Source organism: Paragemmobacter straminiformis, from assembly GCF_014243445.1.
GTDB classification, from domain to species: domain Bacteria; phylum Pseudomonadota; class Alphaproteobacteria; order Rhodobacterales; family Rhodobacteraceae; genus Paragemmobacter; species Paragemmobacter straminiformis.
Genome location: NZ_JACLQD010000001.1, coordinates 1,151,391 through 1,169,366, shown reverse-complemented (window position 1 = coordinate 1,169,366; position 17,976 = coordinate 1,151,391). Strand labels below are relative to the sequence as shown.

Genomic DNA, 17,976 nt, shown 5'->3' with positions numbered 1-17,976 from the left:
GAAAAAAGCGGGCATTAGGTCAGTAGTGCTGACTTTTATTGCCGGAAGAGCCAAAGTAAAAAGCGCGCCTGAGATTATCCTGTCGGAGGGCGCCTTCATGGCCAAGCAACGCATGCTCCAGTTCGTCACGGTCGGCAAGGAGATGCCCGAGAAGCGGCAGGCAGACCTGCGCGCGCAGGATTTCCACGAGATTTACCGCGAATTCGCCGCCGAAAAAGCGGCCGAGCAGGCGGGTCGGTGCAGCCAGTGCGGCGTGCCCTATTGCCAGTCGCATTGCCCGCTGCACAACAACATCCCCGACTGGCTGCGCCTGACAGCCGAGGGCCGGTTGCAAGAGGCTTACGAGCTTTCGCAAGCCACCAACACCTTCCCCGAAATCTGCGGCCGCATCTGCCCGCAGGACCGTCTGTGCGAAGGCAATTGCGTGATCGAGCAGTCGGGCCACGGCACAGTGACCATCGGTTCGGTCGAGAAATACCTGACCGACCTTGCCTGGGAAAACGGTTGGGTGAAGCCGATCGTTCCCCTGTCCGAACGGACGGATTCCGTCGGCATCATCGGTGCGGGTCCGGGCGGGCTGGCGGCGGCGGGTGAATTGCGCAAGCGTGGCGTTCAGGTCACGGTCTATGACCGCTACGACCGTGCGGGCGGTCTGCTGACCTACGGCATCCCCGGTTTCAAGCTGGAAAAGCCCGTCGTCATGCAGCGCATCGCGCAGCTTGAAGAAGCGGGCGTTCAATTCGTGCTGAACTGCCGCGTGGGCGAGGACATCAGCTTTGACGCCATCCGCGGCCAGCATGACGCCGTGCTGATTGCCACGGGTGTCTACAAGGCGCGCGACATTTCGGCCCCCGGCGTGGGTGCCAAGGGCGTGGTGCGCGCGCTCGACTATCTGACCGCCTCGAACCGCAAGTCGTTTGGCGACGAAGTGGCCGAATTCGACTCGGGCGAGCTGAACGCCGCAGGCAAGCGCGTCGTGGTAATCGGCGGTGGCGATACCGCGATGGATTGCGTGCGCACCGCGATCCGTCAGGGGGCGACCTCGGTCAAATGCCTCTACCGTCGCGACAAGGCCAACATGCCCGGATCGCAACGCGAGGTGCAGAACGCCGAAGAAGAGGGCGTCGATTTCGTCTGGCTCACCGCGCCCAAGGGCTTTACCGGCGGCGATGTGGTCGATGGTGTGATGGTGCAACGCATGCGCCTTGGCGCGCCCGATGCGTCGGGCCGCCAGTCGCCGGAAATCATCGAAGGGGCCGATTACGTCGAGCCTGCCGAACTGGTCATTCAGGCGCTGGGCTTCGAGCCGGAAGACGTGCCGACCCTTTGGGGCGTGCCGGAACTGGCCGTCACCCGCTGGGGCACGATCAAGGCCGATTTCCGCAGCCATGCGACCAGCCTCGACGGTGTCTACGCGGCGGGTGACATCGTACGCGGTGCCTCGCTGGTGGTCTGGGCCATCCGTGACGGGCGCGAGGCGGCCGAAGCGATCCTGTCCTATCTGGCCCAACCCGCAACGGTGGCGGCCGAGTGATGCGTGCCGCGCTGATCCTTGCGGTTCTGGCCGGCCCGGCGGCAGCGGGAAGCTTTACCCCGCCCGAAGGCTGCACGACCTTTCTGACCGTGCAATCCAAGGGTTGCCGCGTGTCGAACCACTACACCTGCGAGGCAGACCCCGCAGGCGACAAATGGCGCGCCGATTTCGATCAGGAGGGCATGTTCTTCCTGAGCCGCGTGAACAACGAGGGCGAATGGGTCGAAAGCTACGAGGTCGGCGCAGGAACCAAGCAGGTGCTGGTTCCGGGTGCTGCCGATCCGGCTTCCTTCTCGGAACTTCTGGCGCGCGGGCGCGACGACTATCGTTTCAACCTGTCGACAGACGGCGCCGCACCGACCGAAATCGCCGGGCATGATGCGCTGACGGGAAGCAACATCGTCATCGACGGCGAACCCTTGCAGCAGACCGAATTCGAATATTCCGAAACGGGTCCGGATGGCACTTTGCTGCGGCGGTCCTACGGCAACGAATATGTCAGCGCCAAGTGGCGTCTGTTCTTCGCCGGACCAAGCCAGTGGGACGGCGGACAGGGGTTCCTGCCGCTCGACGGGTCTCCGGTCAAATTCAGCGAATCCGGTGAAGCCGGTTTTGCCACAACCCAACCGATTTTCGATTGCGACGCGGTGATGTCCTCGCTGCCGATCTCGCCCATGCCACAGGAGGCCCTAAGCCATGACAATCTATGATGACGCCTGGGTGAAGGCCGAAGAGGCGAAGCGGGCTTGGCTGGACGCGAACGGACTTTACAAGGCCGATGACGAACATTCGTCCTGCGGTGTCGGTCTGGTCGTGGCCATTTCCGGCAAGCCGTCGCGCAAGGTGGTCGAGAACGGGATCAACGCGCTGAAAGCGGTCTGGCACCGCGGCGCGGTCGATGCCGATGGCAAAACGGGCGACGGCGCGGGCATCCACGTGCAGATCCCCGTCAAGTTCTTCTACGATCAGGTCCGCCGCACCGGACATGAACCCGATATGGGTAAGCTGATCGCCGTTGGTCAGGTGTTTCTGCCGCGCACCGATTTCGGCGCGCAGGAACGCTGCCGGACCATCGTCGAATCCGAAGTGCTGCGCATGGGCCACTATATCTACGGCTGGCGCCACGTTCCGGTGAACACCGAAGTTCTGGGCGATAAGGCGAACGCAACGCGACCGGAAATCGAACAAATCCTTATCCGCTGCGATAAGGACATCGACGACGACCAGTTCGAGCGCGAGCTCTACATCATCCGCCGCCGCATCGAAAAGGCCGCCATCGCGGCACAGATCCAGGGCCTTTACCTCTGCTCGCTGTCGTGCCGGTCGATCATCTACAAGGGGATGATGCTGGCCGAGCAGGTCGCGGTATTCTACCCCGACCTGATGGACGAGCGGTTCGAGTCCTCGTTCGCCATCTACCACCAGCGCTACAGCACCAACACCTTCCCGCAGTGGTGGCTGGCGCAGCCCTTCCGCATGCTGGCCCATAACGGCGAGATCAACACGCTCAAGGGTAACGTCAACTGGATGAAGAGCCACGAGATCCGCATGGCATCATCCGCCTTTGGCGAGGCGGCCGAGGATATCAAGCCGATCATCCCGTCGGGCACCTCTGACAGCGGCGCGCTGGACGCGGTGTTCGAGGTTCTGGTGCGCTCGGGCCGCTCGGCGCCGATGGCCAAGACCATGCTGGTGCCCGAGGCGTGGTCCAAGGCGACGACCGACATGCCCAAGGCCTGGGCCGATATGTATGCCTATTGCAACGCGGTGATGGAGCCGTGGGACGGCCCCGCAGCACTGGCCATGACCGACGGCCGCTGGGTTTGCGGCGGGCTTGACCGCAACGGCCTGCGCCCGATGCGCTATGTCATCACGGGTGACGGCCTGCTCATCGCGGGTTCGGAAGCGGGCATGGTTCCTGTCGACGAAACCACCATCCGCGAAAAGGGCGCGCTTGGGCCGGGGCAGATGATCGCCGTCGATATGAAGGGCGGCAAGCTCTATCACGACGCCGAAATGAAGGACAAACTGGCCTCGGCCAACCCCTATGGCGAGTGGATCGAAAAGGTCACCGAACTGAACACCCTGCTGCGTGACGTGCCCGAAGCGGCGCTGTTCAGCGGGGCCGATCTGCGCAAGCGCCAGATCGCGGCGGGCTACACGGTCGAAGAGCTCGAGCAGGTTCTGGCCCCGATGGCCGAGGACGGCAAGGAAATGATCGCCTCGATGGGCGACGATACCCCCGCCGCCGTTCTGTCAACGGTCTATCGCCCGCTGAGCCATTTCTTCCGGCAGAACTTCAGCCAGGTGACCAACCCGCCCATCGACTCGTTGCGTGAAGGCCGGGTCATGTCGCTGAAGACGCGCTTCGGCAACCTGCGCAACGTGCTGGACGAAAACTCGAGCCAGACGGAAATTCTCGTCCTCGACAGCCCCTTCATCGCGAACCGCGAATTCGACGTGCTGGTCCAGCGTTTCGGGGATCAGGTCGCTTTCATCGACTGCACCTTCCCCGTGGCACCGGGCCATGACGATCTGCGCCAAGGGCTGGAACGCATCCGCGCCGAGGCCGAAGATGCCGTGCGGTCGGGCGCGGGGCAGCTTGTGCTGACCGACGAGCATCAGGGCGAGGGGCGCGTGCCCATGCCGATGATCCTTGCCACCAGCGCCGTCCACAGCTGGCTGACCCGCAAGGGGCTGCGCACCTTCTGCTCGATCAACGTCCGTTCGGCCGAATGCATCGACCCGCATTACTTTGCGGTGCTGATCGGCTGCGGTGCGACCACGGTGAACGCCTATCTGGCGCAGGATTCCATCGCCGACCGGATCGAGCGCGGGCTGATCGAAGGCAGCCTGACCGATGCCATGCGGCGCTACCGCGATGCCATCGACGCAGGTCTGCTCAAGATCATGTCGAAGATGGGGATTTCGGTGATCTCGTCCTATCGCGGCGGTCTGAACTTTGAAGCCGTGGGCCTGTCCCGTGCGATGGTGGCCGAATACTTCCCCGGCATGCACAGCCGCATTTCCGGCATCGGCCTGCACGGGATCGAGCAGAAGCTGGAAGAGGTCCACGCCAAAGGCTGGCTGGGTGGTGCCGATGTCCTGCCCATCGGCGGGTTCTACAAGGCGCGGCGTTCGGGCGAAAAGCACGCTTGGGAAGCGCAGACCATGCACATGTTGCAGGCTGCCTGTGACCGGGCGAGTTTCGACCTGTGGCGGCAGTATTCGGCCGCGATGCGGGCCAACCCGCCGATCCATATCCGCGACCTCCTCGACATCAAGACCCTCGGCAAGCCCGTGCCGATCGAAGAGGTGGAATCCATCACCTCGATCCGCAAGCGTTTCGTGACGCCGGGCATGTCGCTCGGGGCGCTGTCGCCCGAGGCGCACAAGACGCTGAACGTGGCGATGAACCGCATCGGGGCAAAGTCTGACTCGGGCGAGGGCGGCGAAGACCCGGCGCATTTCCTGCCGGAACCGAACGGCGACAACCCGTCGGCCAAGATCAAGCAGGTGGCATCCGGGCGTTTCGGCGTAACGGCCGAATACCTGAACGCCTGCGAGGAATTGGAGATCAAGGTCGCGCAGGGTGCCAAGCCCGGTGAGGGCGGGCAGTTGCCCGGCATGAAGGTCACGGCGCTGATCGCGCGTCTGCGCCATTCGACCCCCGGCGTGACGCTGATCTCGCCGCCGCCGCACCATGACATCTATTCGATCGAAGACCTTGCGCAGCTGATCTATGACCTCAAGCAGATCAACCCGCGCGCCAAGGTGACGGTCAAGCTGGTTTCGGCCAGCGGTGTCGGCACCATCGCGGCAGGCGTGGCAAAGGCCAAGGCCGATGTGATCCTGATCTCCGGCCACAACGGCGGGACGGGTGCTTCGCCCGGCACCAGCATCAAATACGCGGGTCTGCCGTGGGAAATGGGCCTGACCGAGGCGCATCAGGTGCTGTCGATGAACAACCTGCGCGAGCGGGTGACGCTGCGCACCGATGGCGGCCTGCGGACAGGGCGCGATGTGGTGATGGCGGCAATGCTCGGGGCCGAGGAATACGGCATCGGCACGGCGGCGCTGATTGCGATGGGCTGCATCATGGTGCGCCAGTGCCAGTCGAACACCTGCCCCGTCGGGGTTTGCACGCAGAATGAATCGCTGCGGGCAAAGTTCACCGGCAATGCGGACAAGGTGGTGAACCTCATCACCTTCTACGCGCAGGAAGTGCGGGAAATCCTCGCCTCCATCGGGGCGCGGTCGATGGACGAGATCATCGGTCGGGCGGACCTGCTCACGCAGGTCTCGCGCGGGTCGGCGCATCTTGATGACCTCGACCTCAACCCGCTGCTCATCACGGTCGATGGGGCGCAGAAGATCACCTACGACCGGTCCAAGCCGCGCAATGCGGTGCCGGACACGCTGGATGCCGAAATCATCCGCGACGGCGCGCGCTTCTTCGAGGATGGCGAGAAAATGCAGCTCTCCTACGCGGTGCGCAACACGCTGCGCACCATCGGGACGCGGGCCAGCAGCCACATCGTGCGCAAGTTCGGTATGAAGAACAGCCTTCAGCCCGACCATCTGACGGTGAAGCTGACCGGTTCCTGCGGCCAGTCGCTTGGTGCTTTCGCCGTGCGCGGGCTGAAGATCGAAGTGCAGGGCGATGCCAACGACTATGTCGGCAAGGGTCTGTCCGGCGGCACCGTCACCGTGCGACCGATGATGTCCTCGCCCCTGCGGGCCGAAGACAACACCATCATCGGCAACACCGTGCTTTACGGCGCAACCGATGGCTTCCTTTTCGCCAGCGGCCGCGCGGGCGAGCGGTTCGCCGTCCGCAACTCGGGCGCTTCGGTGGTTGTCGAAGGCTGCGGCTCCAACGGTTGCGAATACATGACCGGCGGTGTGGCCGTGATCCTTGGCCGGATCGGCGCGAACTTTGGCGCCGGCATGACGGGGGGTATGGCCTACGTCTACGATCCCACCGGCGTGGCCGAGGATTTCATGAACCTTGAATCGCTTGTGACCTGCGGCATCGGCCATCCGCATTGGGAAGCCCAGTTGAAAGGGCTGATCCAGCGCCATCTGGACGAGACGGGAAGCCAGATCGCGGCGCGTATCCTGGGCGAGTGGGAAAGCGAGAAGCGCAACTTCCTGCAAGTCTGCCCCAAGGAAATGCTGGTCCATCTTGCCCACCCGCTGACCGACGAGGCGGCAAAGGTTCCGGCCGAGTGACCATGAAAGCCCCGCAGCGATGCGGGGCTTTTTTCTGGGCCTCTGCTCGCGAATTTTCTGCGAAAATTCGGCCGCACCGGCCGCCACCCTGATTTTTCGCAGAAAAATCGCAAGGCGCGTTTCTTGCCCATCTCGTCCGGCGGCAAGCGGCGTGGCTTGACCCTGCCCTTCGCATCATGGCTATGCTGCCCCCCATGACCGACGATACCCCGCCCCAGAAAGAACTGCCGCTTGCCGCTCCGAAACGGCGGCCGCGCAAGCCCTCGACGGCTGTCGTCGTGGCACCCGCGCCCGACCGCAAGCGCATCGCGCTGCGCTGGGCGGGCCGCATCATCGGCGGGATCGCGGCCTTTTACATGGTGCTGATCCTGTTGTTCAGCGTGGTGCCGCCCCCGATCAACCTTTACCAATTGGGCGAGGTCTGGCGTCTGGGCGGCATCGAAAAGGATTGGGTCTCGATCGACGACATGGCCCCCGAAATGCCGCGCTCGGCGGTGGCGGCAGAGGATGCGAACTTCTGCCTGCACTGGGGCTTCGACATGAAGGCGATCCGCGAGGCGGTGGAAGAGGGGTCGACCCGTGGCGCGTCGACCATCAGCCAGCAAGTCGTGAAGAACGTCTTTCTCTGGCACGGCCGGTCATGGCTGCGAAAGGCGATGGAGGCGGCGATGACGCCGGTCGTCGAATTGTTCTGGTCGAAAAGCCGTATCCTCGAAGTTTACCTGAACGTCGCCGAATTCGGGACAGGCGTCTTTGGCGTGCAGGCGGCGGCGCAGCATCACTTCGGGGTCGATGCGCGTGACCTGACGCCCACGCAGGCGGCGCGTCTGGCAGCCGTCCTGCCTGACCCGCAAAACCGCGACGCGGGCAACCCGTCGTCCTTCGTGCGGCGGCGGACGCGGTCGATCATGGGCGGGGCCGCGACCATCGCAGCCGACGGCCGCGCCGATTGCTTCGAAGAATAAAGCGCCGCCAAGCTGCCTGACCGTCAATCACGGTTGAATTCCACAGCCTAAGCGGGCAAGGAGTTAGGCAATGTTACACAGGTGTGACGTCATCAGATGATCCGTCTTTATCATTTCCCCCTCTCGCCCTTCTGCCGGAAGGTCCGTTTGACTCTGGCCGAAAAGCGGCTCGAGGTGGAGTTGGTCGAGGAGCGGTATTGGGAACCCTCGCCCGATTTCCTGCGCCGCAATCCGGCGGGCAAGGTGCCCGTGCTGAAGATCGACAACCGTGTCCTGTCGGAAAGTCAGGCGATCTGCGAATATCTCGAGGAAAGCCATCCGCAACCCCAGCTGATGCCGCGTGACCCCGATCTGCGCTACGAGGTGCGGCGGCTTTGCGCGTGGTTCGACGACAAGTTCCATGACGAGGTGACGTCCAAGCTCTTGTACGAGCGGGTGAACAAGAAGGTCATGGGGCAGGGCTATCCCGACAGCAAGAACGTGAAGTTCGGGGCAAGCCGGATCAAATACCACATCGACTATCTGGGCTGGCTGCTCGACCAGCGGCGCTGGCTTGCGGGAGATGTGATGACGCTGGCCGATTTCACCGCCGCCGCGCATCTGTCCTGTCTCGACTATATCAGCGATGTCGATTGGAACCGTTCGGCGACGGTCAAGGACTGGTATGCCAAGATCAAGTCGCGGCCGAGTTTCCGCACGCTGCTGGCCGATCAGGTGCCGGGTTTCCCGCCGCCGCAGCATTATGCGGATCTTGATTTCTGAGCGGCCCCCGTCGCCTTTGGCGACTTCCCCGAAGGATATTTGAGGACAGGACATGTCAGAGGCGTTGAAGGCGGCTTTGACGGCGCGGGCCTTGGAGGAAGGATTCTCCAAGCTTGGCATCTGCGCGCCCGATGCGACGCCCGAAACGGCCGGACGGCTGGCGGACTGGCTGGCCAAGGGGCGGCAGGGCCAGATGGGCTGGATGGCCGAGCGGGCGGAATGGCGTGGCTCTGCCGCCGCTCTCTGGCCCGAGGCGCGGTCGGTCATCATGCTGGCCGAAGTCTACACGCCCGCGAGCGACCCGCTGGCGGTGCTGGATATGCCCGACCGGGCGGCGGTTTCGGTCTATGCCCAAGGCAAGGATTACCATGACCTCGTGAAGCGGCGGTTGAAGCGTCTGGGGCGCTGGCTGATCGATCAGGGTGGTGGCGAGATCAAGGTTTTCGTCGATACCGCGCCGGTGATGGAAAAGCCGCTCGCGCAGGCGGCGGGGCTGGGCTGGCAGGGCAAGCACACCAACCTTCTGTCGCGCGATCTGGGAAACTGGTTCTTCCTCGGGGCGATCTTCACCACGCTCGACCTGCCGAAGGATGCGGCCGAGGTCAGTCATTGCGGGTCTTGCACCGCCTGCCTCGACATCTGCCCGACAGGGGCTTTTCCGGCACCCTATCAGCTCGACGCGCGGCGCTGCATCTCTTACCTCACCATCGAGCATAAGGGGCCGGTGGACGAGGGGTTGCGCGGGCTGATGGGCAACCGGATCTACGGCTGCGACGATTGTCTGGCGGTCTGCCCGTGGAACAAGTTCGCGCAGGCGGCGCAGGACTTGGGCTACCAGCCACGGATCGGCGCGCCAGAGTTGGCCGAGCTTGCGGCGCTGGACGATGCCGCGTTTCGCGCCCGTTTCGCAGGGTCGCCCATCAAGCGGATCGGGCGGGACCGCTTTGTGCGCAACGTGCTTTACGCCATCGGCAATTCGGGGATGCCTGCGCTTGCCCCCGCCGCTGCCGCCCTGGCGGGCGATGCCGATGCCGCTGTGGCCGATGCGGCGCGCTGGGCCGTGGCGCGGCTTGCGCACGGGGGCGGGGCTGCCTAGGCTGCGCGTTAACTTTCAGGGAGTGGAAAATGGCGGGCAGGCTGGCGGGCAAGGTGGCAATCATCTCGGGCGGGGCGACGGGTTGCGGCGGGGCGGCAAGCCGGCTTTTCGCCGCCGAGGGGGCTTCGGTCGGGATCATCGACCGCAACGTGGCGGCAGGGCAGGCGCTGGCCGAAGAGCTGGTCGCCGCGGGGCATAGGGCCGTCTTTGCCAAGGCCGATGTCGCGGTCAAGGCCGAGGTGGACGGTGCCGTTGCCGCCGTGGTGGCCGAGCTTGGCCCCGTGAACGTTCTGTTCAACCACGCGGGCACCATCGTCATCAAACCCTTCCTTGAAACCGAGGAAGAGGACTGGGATTTCCTTTTCGATGTGAACGTGAAGTCCATGTATCTGATGACCCGCGCCGTGCTGCCGCACATGCTGGCGCAGGGCAAAGGGGCCATCGTCTGCACATCGAGCATCAGCGCCGTCTATGCCACGCCGATGGAGGTGCTGTATGATGCGACCAAAGGCGCCTGCCACATGTTCGCCCGCGCCATCGCGGTCGAGTTCCGCGACCGTGGCATCCGCTGCAACGCCATCTGTCCCGGTTTCATCGACACGCCGCACGGCCAACGCGAGGTGGAGCTTCTGACGAAATACGGGGTGGATGTGTCGGAAGCCGCGATCAAGGCCGCGCAAGGGCGCTTCGGCCAGCCCGAGGACATCGCGCGCGCGGCGCTCTATCTCGCGTCGGATGATGCTGAGTTCATCACGGGGACGCAGCTTTTCGTCGACGGCGGGTTCAGCGCGGTATGATGGCACCGGGGTCGGTCGGGTTTCTTGCGGTCTGTCTGGCGGGCTACGTGCTGGTGGCAAGCGTGCTTGCCTATGTCGCCTTTGCCATCGACAAGGGACGGGCCGAGCGCGGCGAAAGCCGCATTCCCGAAGCGACCCTGCTGACGCTTGCCCTGTTCGGCGGCTGGCCGGGGGCAAAACTGGCGCAGCGGCGCTTGCGGCACAAGACGCGGAAACCGTCCTTTGCGGGAACGCTCAACCTAATCGGGCTTGGGCAGGCGGCGTTTCTGGCCGCGCTGCTCGTGCCTTTGGAACCGGTCAGCGAGGCTATGTCGAACCTTACGCTGACCAATGCGCTGGTCGCCCTGCAGATTTTCGAGCCGAGCGCCGAGACCGAAAAGGAACAGGCCCTTCCACGGCGTTTCGGACCGGGCACCGACTGACGGCAAAGACCCGCAGGGCGCGAAGCCCGTCTTTGGGGAATCGGCCCATCGGTGCTAGCATCGCGCAGGCGTTCAGGGAGGCTTGCCATGTCCAGACATCTAGCAGACCACGGCCACGCGCGCGGAACGGGGCGCGTCCGGGCCTTTATGCGCATCGCACGGGCAGGGCGCGGGTTCTGGCACCGGAGCGAGGCAGCAGCGGGCAACCGGCGGCTGGTGGAATTCCTGCGGATCGCGCGGGGGCGGTCGGCCTAGGCCGTCTCTCGCAGCGGGTCAAGCCAGAGGACGCCGTCACGGTAACCACCCTTGACGAGGTGGCCTTTGACCAGAACCTCGGGAAAGTCGTCGGCATGATCGCGGTAGCGGTCATTCGTCACGATGCGCGTTTCCAGTTCGCGGGCCGCGGTCAGGATGTATCTGTCGGCCTGATTTCCCTTTGGCACGACAAGGATGCGATGTGCCGGAATGCCGAGGAGCCTTGCAAAGGCGTGATCGTCGCGGAACCTGCCGGTCAAAAGGTAGCCCGCATTGGCATCGAAGACGATATCGGGCGAGAAGCCCTGTTCCACAAGCGCCAGCATGACTTGCCGCAGCGTGGTCAGATCGGGTTTGCCGTCCCGCCAATACATCACGTTCGATCCGTCGACCAACAAGCGGCGCCGCTTCGGCCGTTTCCGCCAGACAAGGGCGAGGTAGGTGAGAAGAAGAAGCCCGGAAATAAGGGCGAGTGGAAAAGCGTTTTCTGCAATCATAGGATGATCGTAGCGATGCGGAACGCGCAACGGAAGTGGTCAGGGGCCGATGCGGTCCGGTTTCGTCCCCCCGCGCCTTTGGTCGCGTCGGGCCAAGAAAAACCCCCTGTGTCGCCACAGGGGGTTTGGTGTCTTTGCGAAAGAGTGCGGGGGGGGCTTACGCCCGCACCAGCGCCTCGTATTCGGTGGCCACGCGGCGGGTGATGTCGCCCACCTCGAAGGTGTAGTCCCCGATCTGGCCGACGGGGGTGACCTCGGCCGCGGTGCCGGTAAGCCAGCACTGCTCGAACGTGGCAAGCTCTTCGGGCAGGATGTGCCGCTCATGCACCTTGATCTGCATGTCGCGCAGCATGCCGATGACGGTCTGGCGCGTGATGCCGTTCAATATGCAGTCGGGCGCGGGGGTGTGGACCTCTCCGTCCTTGACGAAGAAGATGTTGGCCCCCGTCGCCTCGGCCACATAGCCGCGATAGTCATACATCATGGCGTCCGAGCAGCCTTTGGCTTGGGCGGCGTGTTTCGACATGGTGCAGATCATGTACAGGCCCGAGGCCTTTGCCTCGCACGGGATGGTTTCCGGCGACGGGCGCTTCCATTTCGAGATGTCGAGCTTGGCGCCCTTCATCTTGGCGTCGCCGTAATAGGCACCCCATGTCCAGCAGGCGATGGCAAGGCGCACCGGGTTGTTGAGGGAGGCGACCCCCATTTCCTCGCCCACGCCACGGAAGGCGATGGCGCGGATGTAGGCGTCGGTCAGGCCATTGGCCTTGAGCACTTCTTCCTTCGCGGCGTTGATCTGCTCGACCGTGTAGGGAATCGGCATGTCGAGCATCTCGCCCGATTTCAGCAGGCGGGCCGAGTGTTCGGCGGATTTGAAGATCTTGCCGTTGTAGCAGCGTTCGCCCTCGAACACGGCCGAAGCGTAGTGCAGCGCGTGGGTCAGGATGTGAACGTTCGCTTGCCGCCACTCAACCAGTTTGCCGTCCATCCAGATGAAACCATCGCGATCGTCGTAGCCAGCCATTTGCCCTCTCCCACGGGTAAGAATTTGCGAATGTTGCGTATGTTAGGTCCGAAACGGACATAAAGTTGCGCAAAACCGGAGGTGTGGCTAACAGTCTGTGCTTGGAAAGTCAACAAGGCTGACGTAAATTCGAAGCGAGCAGGGAGCATGTTATGGTTGACGGCACCACGGGCGGCGAAGGGCTGCTGTTTCTGACAGACGAGCAGTTGCGCAAGGGCATCGAGGCGATGTTCTTCGCCTATCGCGGCTTCACGGCCGATCCGGACCGGATTCTCGAAGGCATGGATTACGGTCGCGCGCATCACCGCGCCATCCACTTCATCCACCGCTCGCCCGGAACGACGGTGTCGAATTTGCTTTCGATCCTTGGCGTGACGAAGCAAAGTCTGAACAGGGTGCTGCGGTCGCTGGTCGAAGACGGATTGGTGGAAAGCCGCGTGGGCAAGCAGGACAAGCGCGAACGGCATCTCTACCTGACCGCCAAGGGCGCCGAACTGGAACGCGCCCTGTCCGATGCCCAAAGGGCGCGGATGCGTGCGGCCTACAGGGCGGCGGGGCCGGCGGCGGTGCAGGGCTTCCGCACCGTGCTGGAAGCGATGATGGACCCTGAACTGCGGCGGCAGTATCAAGGGCTGAGGGACGGGAACGCATGACTGAATTGCAGGCACATCTGCTTGTCGTCGACGATGACGAACGCATCCGGGGGCTTTTGCAAAAGTTCCTGATGCGCAACGGTTATCTTGTCAGCGTGGCGCGCGATGCCGCCCAGGCACGTCGGCTGCTGGCCGGACTGGAATTCGACATGATCGTGCTTGACGTGATGATGCCGGGCGAGGACGGGATCAGCCTGACACGCGATCTGCGCGGGCGGCTGGCGGTTCCGATCCTGCTGCTGACCGCCAAGGGCGAGGCGTCGAACCGGATCGAGGGGTTCGAGGCGGGGGCCGACGACTATCTGGTCAAACCCTTCGAGCCGAAAGAGTTGTTGCTGCGGATCAACGCGATCCTGCGGCGTGTTCCACAGGTGAAGCCCGCCGAACCCGCGCCCAAGGTCCTGCATATGGGTGCTGTGCGCTACGACATGGATCGCGGCGAGTTGTGGCGCGGTTCCGAACCTGTGCGGCTGACCGCGACCGAGTCGGCGCTGATGCGGATTTTTGCCGCGCAGCCCGGAACGGCGGTGGCCCGCGAAAAGCTGGTCGGCGATCTGGGCCGCAGCGCGGAAGAGGGCGCGCAGGAACGGGCGGTCGATGTGCAGATCACCCGTCTGCGCCGCAAGATCGAGGAAGACCCGCGCCAGCCGCGTTATTTGCAGACCGTGCGGGGCGAAGGCTATATGCTGCAACCCGACTGAGGGGCGGCAGACCCCGGGGCTTTGCCCCGGACCCCAGAGTATTTGCCGCAAAGATGAACAAGGGAGCGGGCCTTTGGCGACGCTGGTTTACACGCATTCGGACTTTTTCGGCCATATGACGCCGCCCGGCCACCCCGAACAGGTGGCGCGGCTGGGGGCTGTCGAGCGGGGTCTTGCGGGTCTGGCCGTCGAACGGCGCGAAGCGCCGCTGGCCGAAGAATCGGAAGTGCTGCGCTGCCATCCGGCCGGGTATCTGGCGCGGGTGAAGGCCGAGGTTCCGGTCGAGGGTTGGGGGCAACTGGACGGCGATACCTATCTTGCGCCGCGTTCGCTGGTGGCGGCCCTGCGCGGCGTTGGCGGGTGTGCTGCTGCGGTCGATGCCGTGTTGCGGGGCGAGGCGAAGAATGCCTTCGTCGCGGGCCGTCCCCCCGGCCACCATGCCGAAACCGCCAAGGCGATGGGCTTCTGCCTTTTCGGGAATGTCGCCATCGCCGCGAAGCGGGCGCTCGACAGGCACGGGCTGGCGCGTGTCGCCATCGTCGATTTCGATGTGCATCATGGCAACGGCACGCAGGACCTGCTGTGGGACGAGGCGCGCTGCCTTTTCGCGTCGACCCACCAGATGCCGCTTTATCCCGGATCGGGGGCCGAGTCCGAGCGCGGGGCGCACGGGCAGATCGTCAACGTTCCGCTGCGGGCGGGGTCGGGCAGCGCCGTGATGCGGGCGGCCTATGAGGCGCGCGTCTTTCCCGCGCTCGAGGCTTTCGGGCCGGAACTGATCCTGATCTCGGCAGGGTTCGATGCCCATGCGGATGATCCCTTGGCGGGGCTTGAGTGGGAAGCAGACGACTACGCCTGGCTGACGGGGCGGCTCTGCGACATCGCGGATGCCCACGCGGGGGGGCGGATCGTCTCGACACTCGAAGGGGGATATGATTTGCAGGCGTTGGAGGCCTGCGTGGCGGCGCATGTGGGCGTGCTTGAGGAGCGTGGACGATGACCGACAAATCCGTGGCCGAGATGACGTTCGAAGAGGCGATGGCCGCTTTGGAGCAGGTGGTGAACCAGCTCGAGCGGGGCGATGTGGCGTTGGAACAGTCGATCGCGCTTTATGAGAAGGGTGCCGCGCTGAAAAAGTACTGCGCCGACAAGCTTGCCGCTGCGGAAGCCAAGGTCGAAATGATCCGCGCGCAGGAAGGCCGTGCAGTCGGAACCTCTCCGGCGGAGGGGCTGTGAGCTTTTCCTCGGTTCTGGCAAGCGATGCCGCGCGGATCGAGGCGCGGTTGATGGCGGCACTTGCGGGGCGGCGCGATGTGCCCGTGGTGCAGGCGATGCGCTACGCCTTGCGCGGCGGCAAGCGGCTGCGCGGTTTCATGGTGCTGGAATCGGCGCGGATGCTGGGCGGTGTGGATGCCATCAGCGCCGCTGCGGCGGTCGAGTCGCTGCACGCCTACAGCCTTGTGCATGACGATCTGCCTTCGATGGACGATGATGACCTGCGGCGCGGGCAGCCCACGGTCCATGTGAAATGGGACGAGGCGACGGCTGTTCTGGCGGGCGACGCCTTGCAGACGCTGGCCTTCGAGCTGCTGGCCGATCCGGCGCTCGGGTCTGGCGATGTGCGCATTGCGCTGGTGGCGGGGCTTGCGCGTGCAAGCGGCGCCGAAGGGATGGTTCTGGGGCAGGCCTTGGACATCGCCGCCGAAACGGCCACCACACCGCTGACACTCGAGGCGATCACCGATCTTCAGGCAGGCAAGACCGGCGCGCTGATCCGCTGGTCCGCCGAGGCGGGCGCCGTCATCGCCGGGGCCGACCCTGCGCCGCTGCGGGCCTATGCCACGGCGGTGGGGCTGGCCTTCCAGATCTGGGACGATGTTCTGGATGTCGAGGGCGATGCCACCAAGGCCGGAAAGCGCCTGCAAAAGGATGCCGATGCGGGCAAGGCGACCTTTGTCTCGTTGCTTGGCTTGGCCGAGGCGAAGGCCCGCGCCCATGCCCTTGTGGCCGAGGCCGAGTCGCATTTGCGTGCCTATGGTGCATCGGCCGGAAACCTGATCGCCCTGGCGCGGTTTGTGGTTGCACGGGAAAGCTGAGGGTTTGGGAATGAACGACAGACCGGTGACCCCGATCCTCGATCGCGTAAGACAGCCCTCGGACATGAAGGCGCTGAGTGACCGCGAATTGCGCCAGCTGGCCGATGACGTGCGGGCCGAAACGATCTCTGCCGTGTCGGTGACGGGCGGGCATCTGGGCGCGGGTCTGGGTGTGGTCGAATTGACCGTGGCAATCCACGCCGTATTCGACACGCCGCGCGACAAGCTGATCTGGGATGTGGGGCATCAGTGCTATCCGCACAAGATCCTGACCGGCAGGCGCGACCGCATCCGCACGCTGCGGACCGAAGGCGGCTTGTCCGGCTTCACCAAACGCTCCGAAAGCCCCTATGATCCGTTCGGAGCGGCGCATAGCTCGACCTCGATCTCGGCGGCGCTGGGTTTCGCCGCCGCGCGTGACCTTGGCGGCGATGCGGGCGACGCGATTGCCGTCATCGGCGACGGCAGCATGAGCGCCGGCATGGCCTTCGAGGCGATGAACAACGCGGGCCATCTGAAAAAGCGGCTCTTCGTCATCCTGAACGACAATGAAATGTCGATTGCCCCGCCGGTCGGGGCGCTGTCGTCCTATCTGACGCGGCTTTACACCGGCGCGCCGTTTCAGGAATTCAAGGCGGCGGCAAAAGGGGCGGTGTCCCTGCTGCCCGAACCGTTCCAAGAGGGAGCGCGTCGGGCCAAGGAAATGCTCAAGGGCATGGCCGTCGGCGGGACATTGTTCGAGGAGTTGGGCTTTTCCTACGTCGGCCCCATCGACGGGCATGATCTGGACCAGCTGCTGGCGGTGCTGCGCACGGCCAAGGCGCGGGCCACCGGGCCGATGCTGATCCATGTCATCACGAAAAAGGGCAAGGGCTATGCCCCCGCCGAAGCGGCGCGCGACAAGGGCCACGCCACGGGCAAGTTCGACGTGCTGACAGGGGTGCAGGCCAAGGCGGCCTCGAACGCGCCCAGCTATACCAAGGTCTTCGCCCAAGGTCTGATCGCCGAGGCCGAGCGCGACGACAAGGTCGTGGCCGTGACGGCGGCCATGCCGGACGGGACGGGGCTGAACCTGTTTGCCGACCGTTTCCCCAAGCGCATCTTTGATGTCGGCATCGCCGAGCAGCATGCCGTGACATTCAGCGCGGGGCTGGCGGCGGGGGGGATGAAACCCTTTTGCGCGATCTATTCGACCTTCCTGCAACGCGGATACGATCAGGTCGTGCATGATGTGTGCATCCAGCGCCTGCCTGTGCGCTTTGCCATCGACCGTGCCGGTCTGGTGGGGGCGGACGGGGCGACACATGCGGGGTCTTTCGACATCGCATTCCTTGCCAACCTGCCCGGCATTGTCGTGATGGCAGCGGCGGACGAGGCCGAGTTGATGCATATGGTCGCCACCGCTGCCGCCCATGACGAAGGGCCAAGCGCGTTCCGTTACCCCCGTGGCGATGGTGTCGGCGTCGATCTGCCAAGCCGTGGCGTTCCGCTCGAGATCGGCAAGGGCCGTATCGTGGCCGAGGGCGGGCGCGTCGCGATCCTGTCCTTTGGCACGCGCCTGACCGAGGTGCTGCGCGCGGCCGAGGCGCTTGCGGCCAAGGGGATCAAGCCCACGGTGATCGACGCGCGCTTCGCCAAGCCGCTGGACCGCGACCTTATTCTGAACGCGGCACGCCATCACGAGGCTTTGGTGACGGTCGAGGAGGGCGCGGTGGGCGGCTTCTGCAGCCATGTCGCGCAGCTTTTGTCCGAGGAAGGCGTCTTTGACCGCGGGCTTAAGTTCCGCTCGATGGTCTTGCCCGATATCTTCATCGATCAGGCTTCGCCCGAACGCATGTATGAAATCGCCGGCATGGATGCCGCACAGATCGAGGCAAAGGTTCTGGCCGCGCTGGGCGTTGCCGTGGTGGGCAAGCGGGCCTGAATAGAAGCGGGCCTG

General features: G+C 64.5%; 17 protein-coding genes. 15 read left to right on the top strand and 2 right to left on the bottom strand.

The window, feature by feature from the left end; translation table 11 throughout:
- Nucleotides 1–97 precede the first annotated feature (97 nt).
- The 9 genes from H7F16_RS05585 (at nucleotide 98) to H7F16_RS05545 (ending at nucleotide 11,066) form a co-directional block, all read left to right on the top strand.
- Nucleotides 98–1,534: an NAD(P)-dependent oxidoreductase gene (locus H7F16_RS05585; protein WP_185796529.1), complete on the top strand. Its 1,437-nt coding sequence runs from the start codon at nucleotides 98–100 to the stop codon at nucleotides 1,532–1,534.
- Nucleotides 1,534–2,244 (top strand): hypothetical protein, encoded by a 711-nt coding sequence (locus tag H7F16_RS05580; RefSeq protein ID WP_185796656.1) that lies wholly within the window; start codon nucleotides 1,534–1,536, stop codon nucleotides 2,242–2,244. Before H7F16_RS05585 ends, H7F16_RS05580 begins: the two co-directional genes overlap by 1 nt.
- Nucleotides 2,231–6,769 carry a glutamate synthase large subunit gene (gene gltB / locus H7F16_RS05575; RefSeq protein ID WP_185796528.1) on the top strand — a complete coding sequence of 1,513 codons (4,539 nt, stop codon included), beginning with the start codon at nucleotides 2,231–2,233 and terminating at the stop codon, nucleotides 6,767–6,769. Before H7F16_RS05580 ends, gltB begins: the two co-directional genes overlap by 14 nt.
- 194 nt (nucleotides 6,770–6,963) lie before the next feature.
- Nucleotides 6,964–7,734: a monofunctional biosynthetic peptidoglycan transglycosylase gene (gene mtgA, locus H7F16_RS05570; RefSeq protein ID WP_185796527.1), complete on the top strand. Its 771-nt coding sequence runs from the start codon at nucleotides 6,964–6,966 to the stop codon at nucleotides 7,732–7,734.
- A 96-nt stretch (nucleotides 7,735–7,830) separates the two neighbouring features.
- The gene (gene fzlA, locus H7F16_RS05565; RefSeq protein ID WP_185796526.1) at nucleotides 7,831–8,496 is read left to right on the top strand and encodes an FtsZ-binding protein FzlA; all 666 of its coding nucleotides are present in this window, start codon (nucleotides 7,831–7,833) and stop codon (nucleotides 8,494–8,496) included.
- A 52-nt stretch (nucleotides 8,497–8,548) separates the two neighbouring features.
- Nucleotides 8,549–9,592 carry a tRNA epoxyqueuosine(34) reductase QueG gene (gene queG, locus H7F16_RS05560; protein WP_185796525.1) on the top strand — a complete coding sequence of 348 codons (1,044 nt, stop codon included), beginning with the start codon at nucleotides 8,549–8,551 and terminating at the stop codon, nucleotides 9,590–9,592.
- 29 nt (nucleotides 9,593–9,621) lie between these two features.
- Nucleotides 9,622–10,389, top strand: a complete 768-nt coding sequence (locus H7F16_RS05555; RefSeq protein WP_185796524.1) for an SDR family NAD(P)-dependent oxidoreductase — start codon at nucleotides 9,622–9,624, stop codon at nucleotides 10,387–10,389.
- Complete coding sequence (locus tag H7F16_RS05550; protein WP_185796523.1) at nucleotides 10,386–10,811, top strand: DUF1294 domain-containing protein; 426 nt, start codon at nucleotides 10,386–10,388, stop codon at nucleotides 10,809–10,811. The genes H7F16_RS05555 and H7F16_RS05550 overlap by 4 nt, the downstream gene beginning before the upstream one ends.
- Nucleotides 10,812–10,898: 87 nt before the next feature.
- Nucleotides 10,899–11,066 carry a hypothetical protein gene (locus tag H7F16_RS05545; protein ID WP_185796522.1) on the top strand — a complete coding sequence of 56 codons (168 nt, stop codon included), beginning with the start codon at nucleotides 10,899–10,901 and terminating at the stop codon, nucleotides 11,064–11,066.
- Here the strand turns inward: H7F16_RS05545 and H7F16_RS05540 are convergent.
- Complete coding sequence (locus H7F16_RS05540) at nucleotides 11,063–11,563, bottom strand: NYN domain-containing protein (protein WP_185796521.1); 501 nt, start codon at nucleotides 11,561–11,563, stop codon at nucleotides 11,063–11,065. The two genes, H7F16_RS05545 and H7F16_RS05540, sit on opposite strands and share 4 nt — an antisense overlap.
- A 157-nt stretch (nucleotides 11,564–11,720) precedes the next feature.
- On the bottom strand, nucleotides 11,721–12,587 hold the full coding sequence (locus tag H7F16_RS05535; RefSeq protein WP_185796520.1) for a branched-chain amino acid aminotransferase: 867 nt from the start codon (nucleotides 12,585–12,587) through the stop codon (nucleotides 11,721–11,723).
- A gap of 152 nt (nucleotides 12,588–12,739) precedes the next feature.
- Here H7F16_RS05535 and H7F16_RS05530 point away from each other — a divergent pair, with 152 nt between their 5' ends.
- The 6 genes from H7F16_RS05530 to dxs all read left to right on the top strand — a co-directional run bounded on the left by H7F16_RS05530 (nucleotide 12,740) and on the right by dxs (nucleotide 17,961).
- Complete coding sequence (locus H7F16_RS05530) at nucleotides 12,740–13,240, top strand: MarR family winged helix-turn-helix transcriptional regulator (RefSeq protein WP_185796519.1); 501 nt, start codon at nucleotides 12,740–12,742, stop codon at nucleotides 13,238–13,240.
- Nucleotides 13,237–13,941, top strand: coding sequence for a response regulator (locus H7F16_RS05525; protein WP_185796518.1), 705 nt, complete (start codon nucleotides 13,237–13,239; stop codon nucleotides 13,939–13,941). The genes H7F16_RS05530 and H7F16_RS05525 overlap by 4 nt, the downstream gene beginning before the upstream one ends.
- Nucleotides 13,942–14,014: 73 nt before the next feature.
- A complete protein-coding gene (locus H7F16_RS05520; RefSeq protein WP_241741180.1) occupies nucleotides 14,015–14,941 on the top strand; it encodes a histone deacetylase family protein in 927 nt (308 codons plus the stop codon).
- Nucleotides 14,938–15,177: an exodeoxyribonuclease VII small subunit gene (locus tag H7F16_RS05515; protein ID WP_185796517.1), complete on the top strand. Its 240-nt coding sequence runs from the start codon at nucleotides 14,938–14,940 to the stop codon at nucleotides 15,175–15,177. The genes H7F16_RS05520 and H7F16_RS05515 overlap by 4 nt, the downstream gene beginning before the upstream one ends.
- Entirely contained in the window at nucleotides 15,174–16,037 is an 864-nt protein-coding gene (locus H7F16_RS05510; RefSeq protein WP_185796516.1) for a farnesyl diphosphate synthase, read from the top strand. Before H7F16_RS05515 ends, H7F16_RS05510 begins: the two co-directional genes overlap by 4 nt.
- A gap of 10 nt (nucleotides 16,038–16,047) precedes the next feature.
- Nucleotides 16,048–17,961, top strand: coding sequence for a 1-deoxy-D-xylulose-5-phosphate synthase (dxs, locus tag H7F16_RS05505; protein ID WP_185796515.1), 1,914 nt, complete (start codon nucleotides 16,048–16,050; stop codon nucleotides 17,959–17,961).
- Nucleotides 17,962–17,976 lie beyond the last annotated feature (15 nt).

Bases quoted from the DNA above. Each gene is read 5' to 3' on its own strand.
- mtgA (WP_185796527.1), top strand. From the start codon at position 6,964: ATGACCGACGATACCCCGCCCCAGAAAGAACTGCCGCTTGCCGCTCCG.
- H7F16_RS05550 (WP_185796523.1), top strand. From the start codon at position 10,386: ATGATGGCACCGGGGTCGGTCGGGTTTCTTGCGGTCTGTCTGGCGGGC.
- H7F16_RS05580 (WP_185796656.1), top strand. From the start codon at position 1,534: ATGCGTGCCGCGCTGATCCTTGCGGTTCTGGCCGGCCCGGCGGCAGCG.
- gltB (WP_185796528.1), top strand. From the start codon at position 2,231: ATGACAATCTATGATGACGCCTGGGTGAAGGCCGAAGAGGCGAAGCGG.
- H7F16_RS05525 (WP_185796518.1), top strand. From the start codon at position 13,237: ATGACTGAATTGCAGGCACATCTGCTTGTCGTCGACGATGACGAACGC.
- fzlA (WP_185796526.1), top strand. From the start codon at position 7,831: ATGATCCGTCTTTATCATTTCCCCCTCTCGCCCTTCTGCCGGAAGGTC.
- H7F16_RS05545 (WP_185796522.1), top strand. From the start codon at position 10,899: ATGTCCAGACATCTAGCAGACCACGGCCACGCGCGCGGAACGGGGCGC.
- H7F16_RS05555 (WP_185796524.1), top strand. From the start codon at position 9,622: ATGGCGGGCAGGCTGGCGGGCAAGGTGGCAATCATCTCGGGCGGGGCG.
- queG (WP_185796525.1), top strand. From the start codon at position 8,549: ATGTCAGAGGCGTTGAAGGCGGCTTTGACGGCGCGGGCCTTGGAGGAA.
- dxs (WP_185796515.1), top strand. From the start codon at position 16,048: ATGAACGACAGACCGGTGACCCCGATCCTCGATCGCGTAAGACAGCCC.
- H7F16_RS05585 (WP_185796529.1), top strand. From the start codon at position 98: ATGGCCAAGCAACGCATGCTCCAGTTCGTCACGGTCGGCAAGGAGATG.
- H7F16_RS05515 (WP_185796517.1), top strand. From the start codon at position 14,938: ATGACCGACAAATCCGTGGCCGAGATGACGTTCGAAGAGGCGATGGCC.
- H7F16_RS05530 (WP_185796519.1), top strand. From the start codon at position 12,740: ATGGTTGACGGCACCACGGGCGGCGAAGGGCTGCTGTTTCTGACAGAC.
- H7F16_RS05535 (WP_185796520.1), bottom strand. From the start codon at position 12,587: ATGGCTGGCTACGACGATCGCGATGGTTTCATCTGGATGGACGGCAAA.
- H7F16_RS05540 (WP_185796521.1), bottom strand. From the start codon at position 11,563: ATGATTGCAGAAAACGCTTTTCCACTCGCCCTTATTTCCGGGCTTCTT.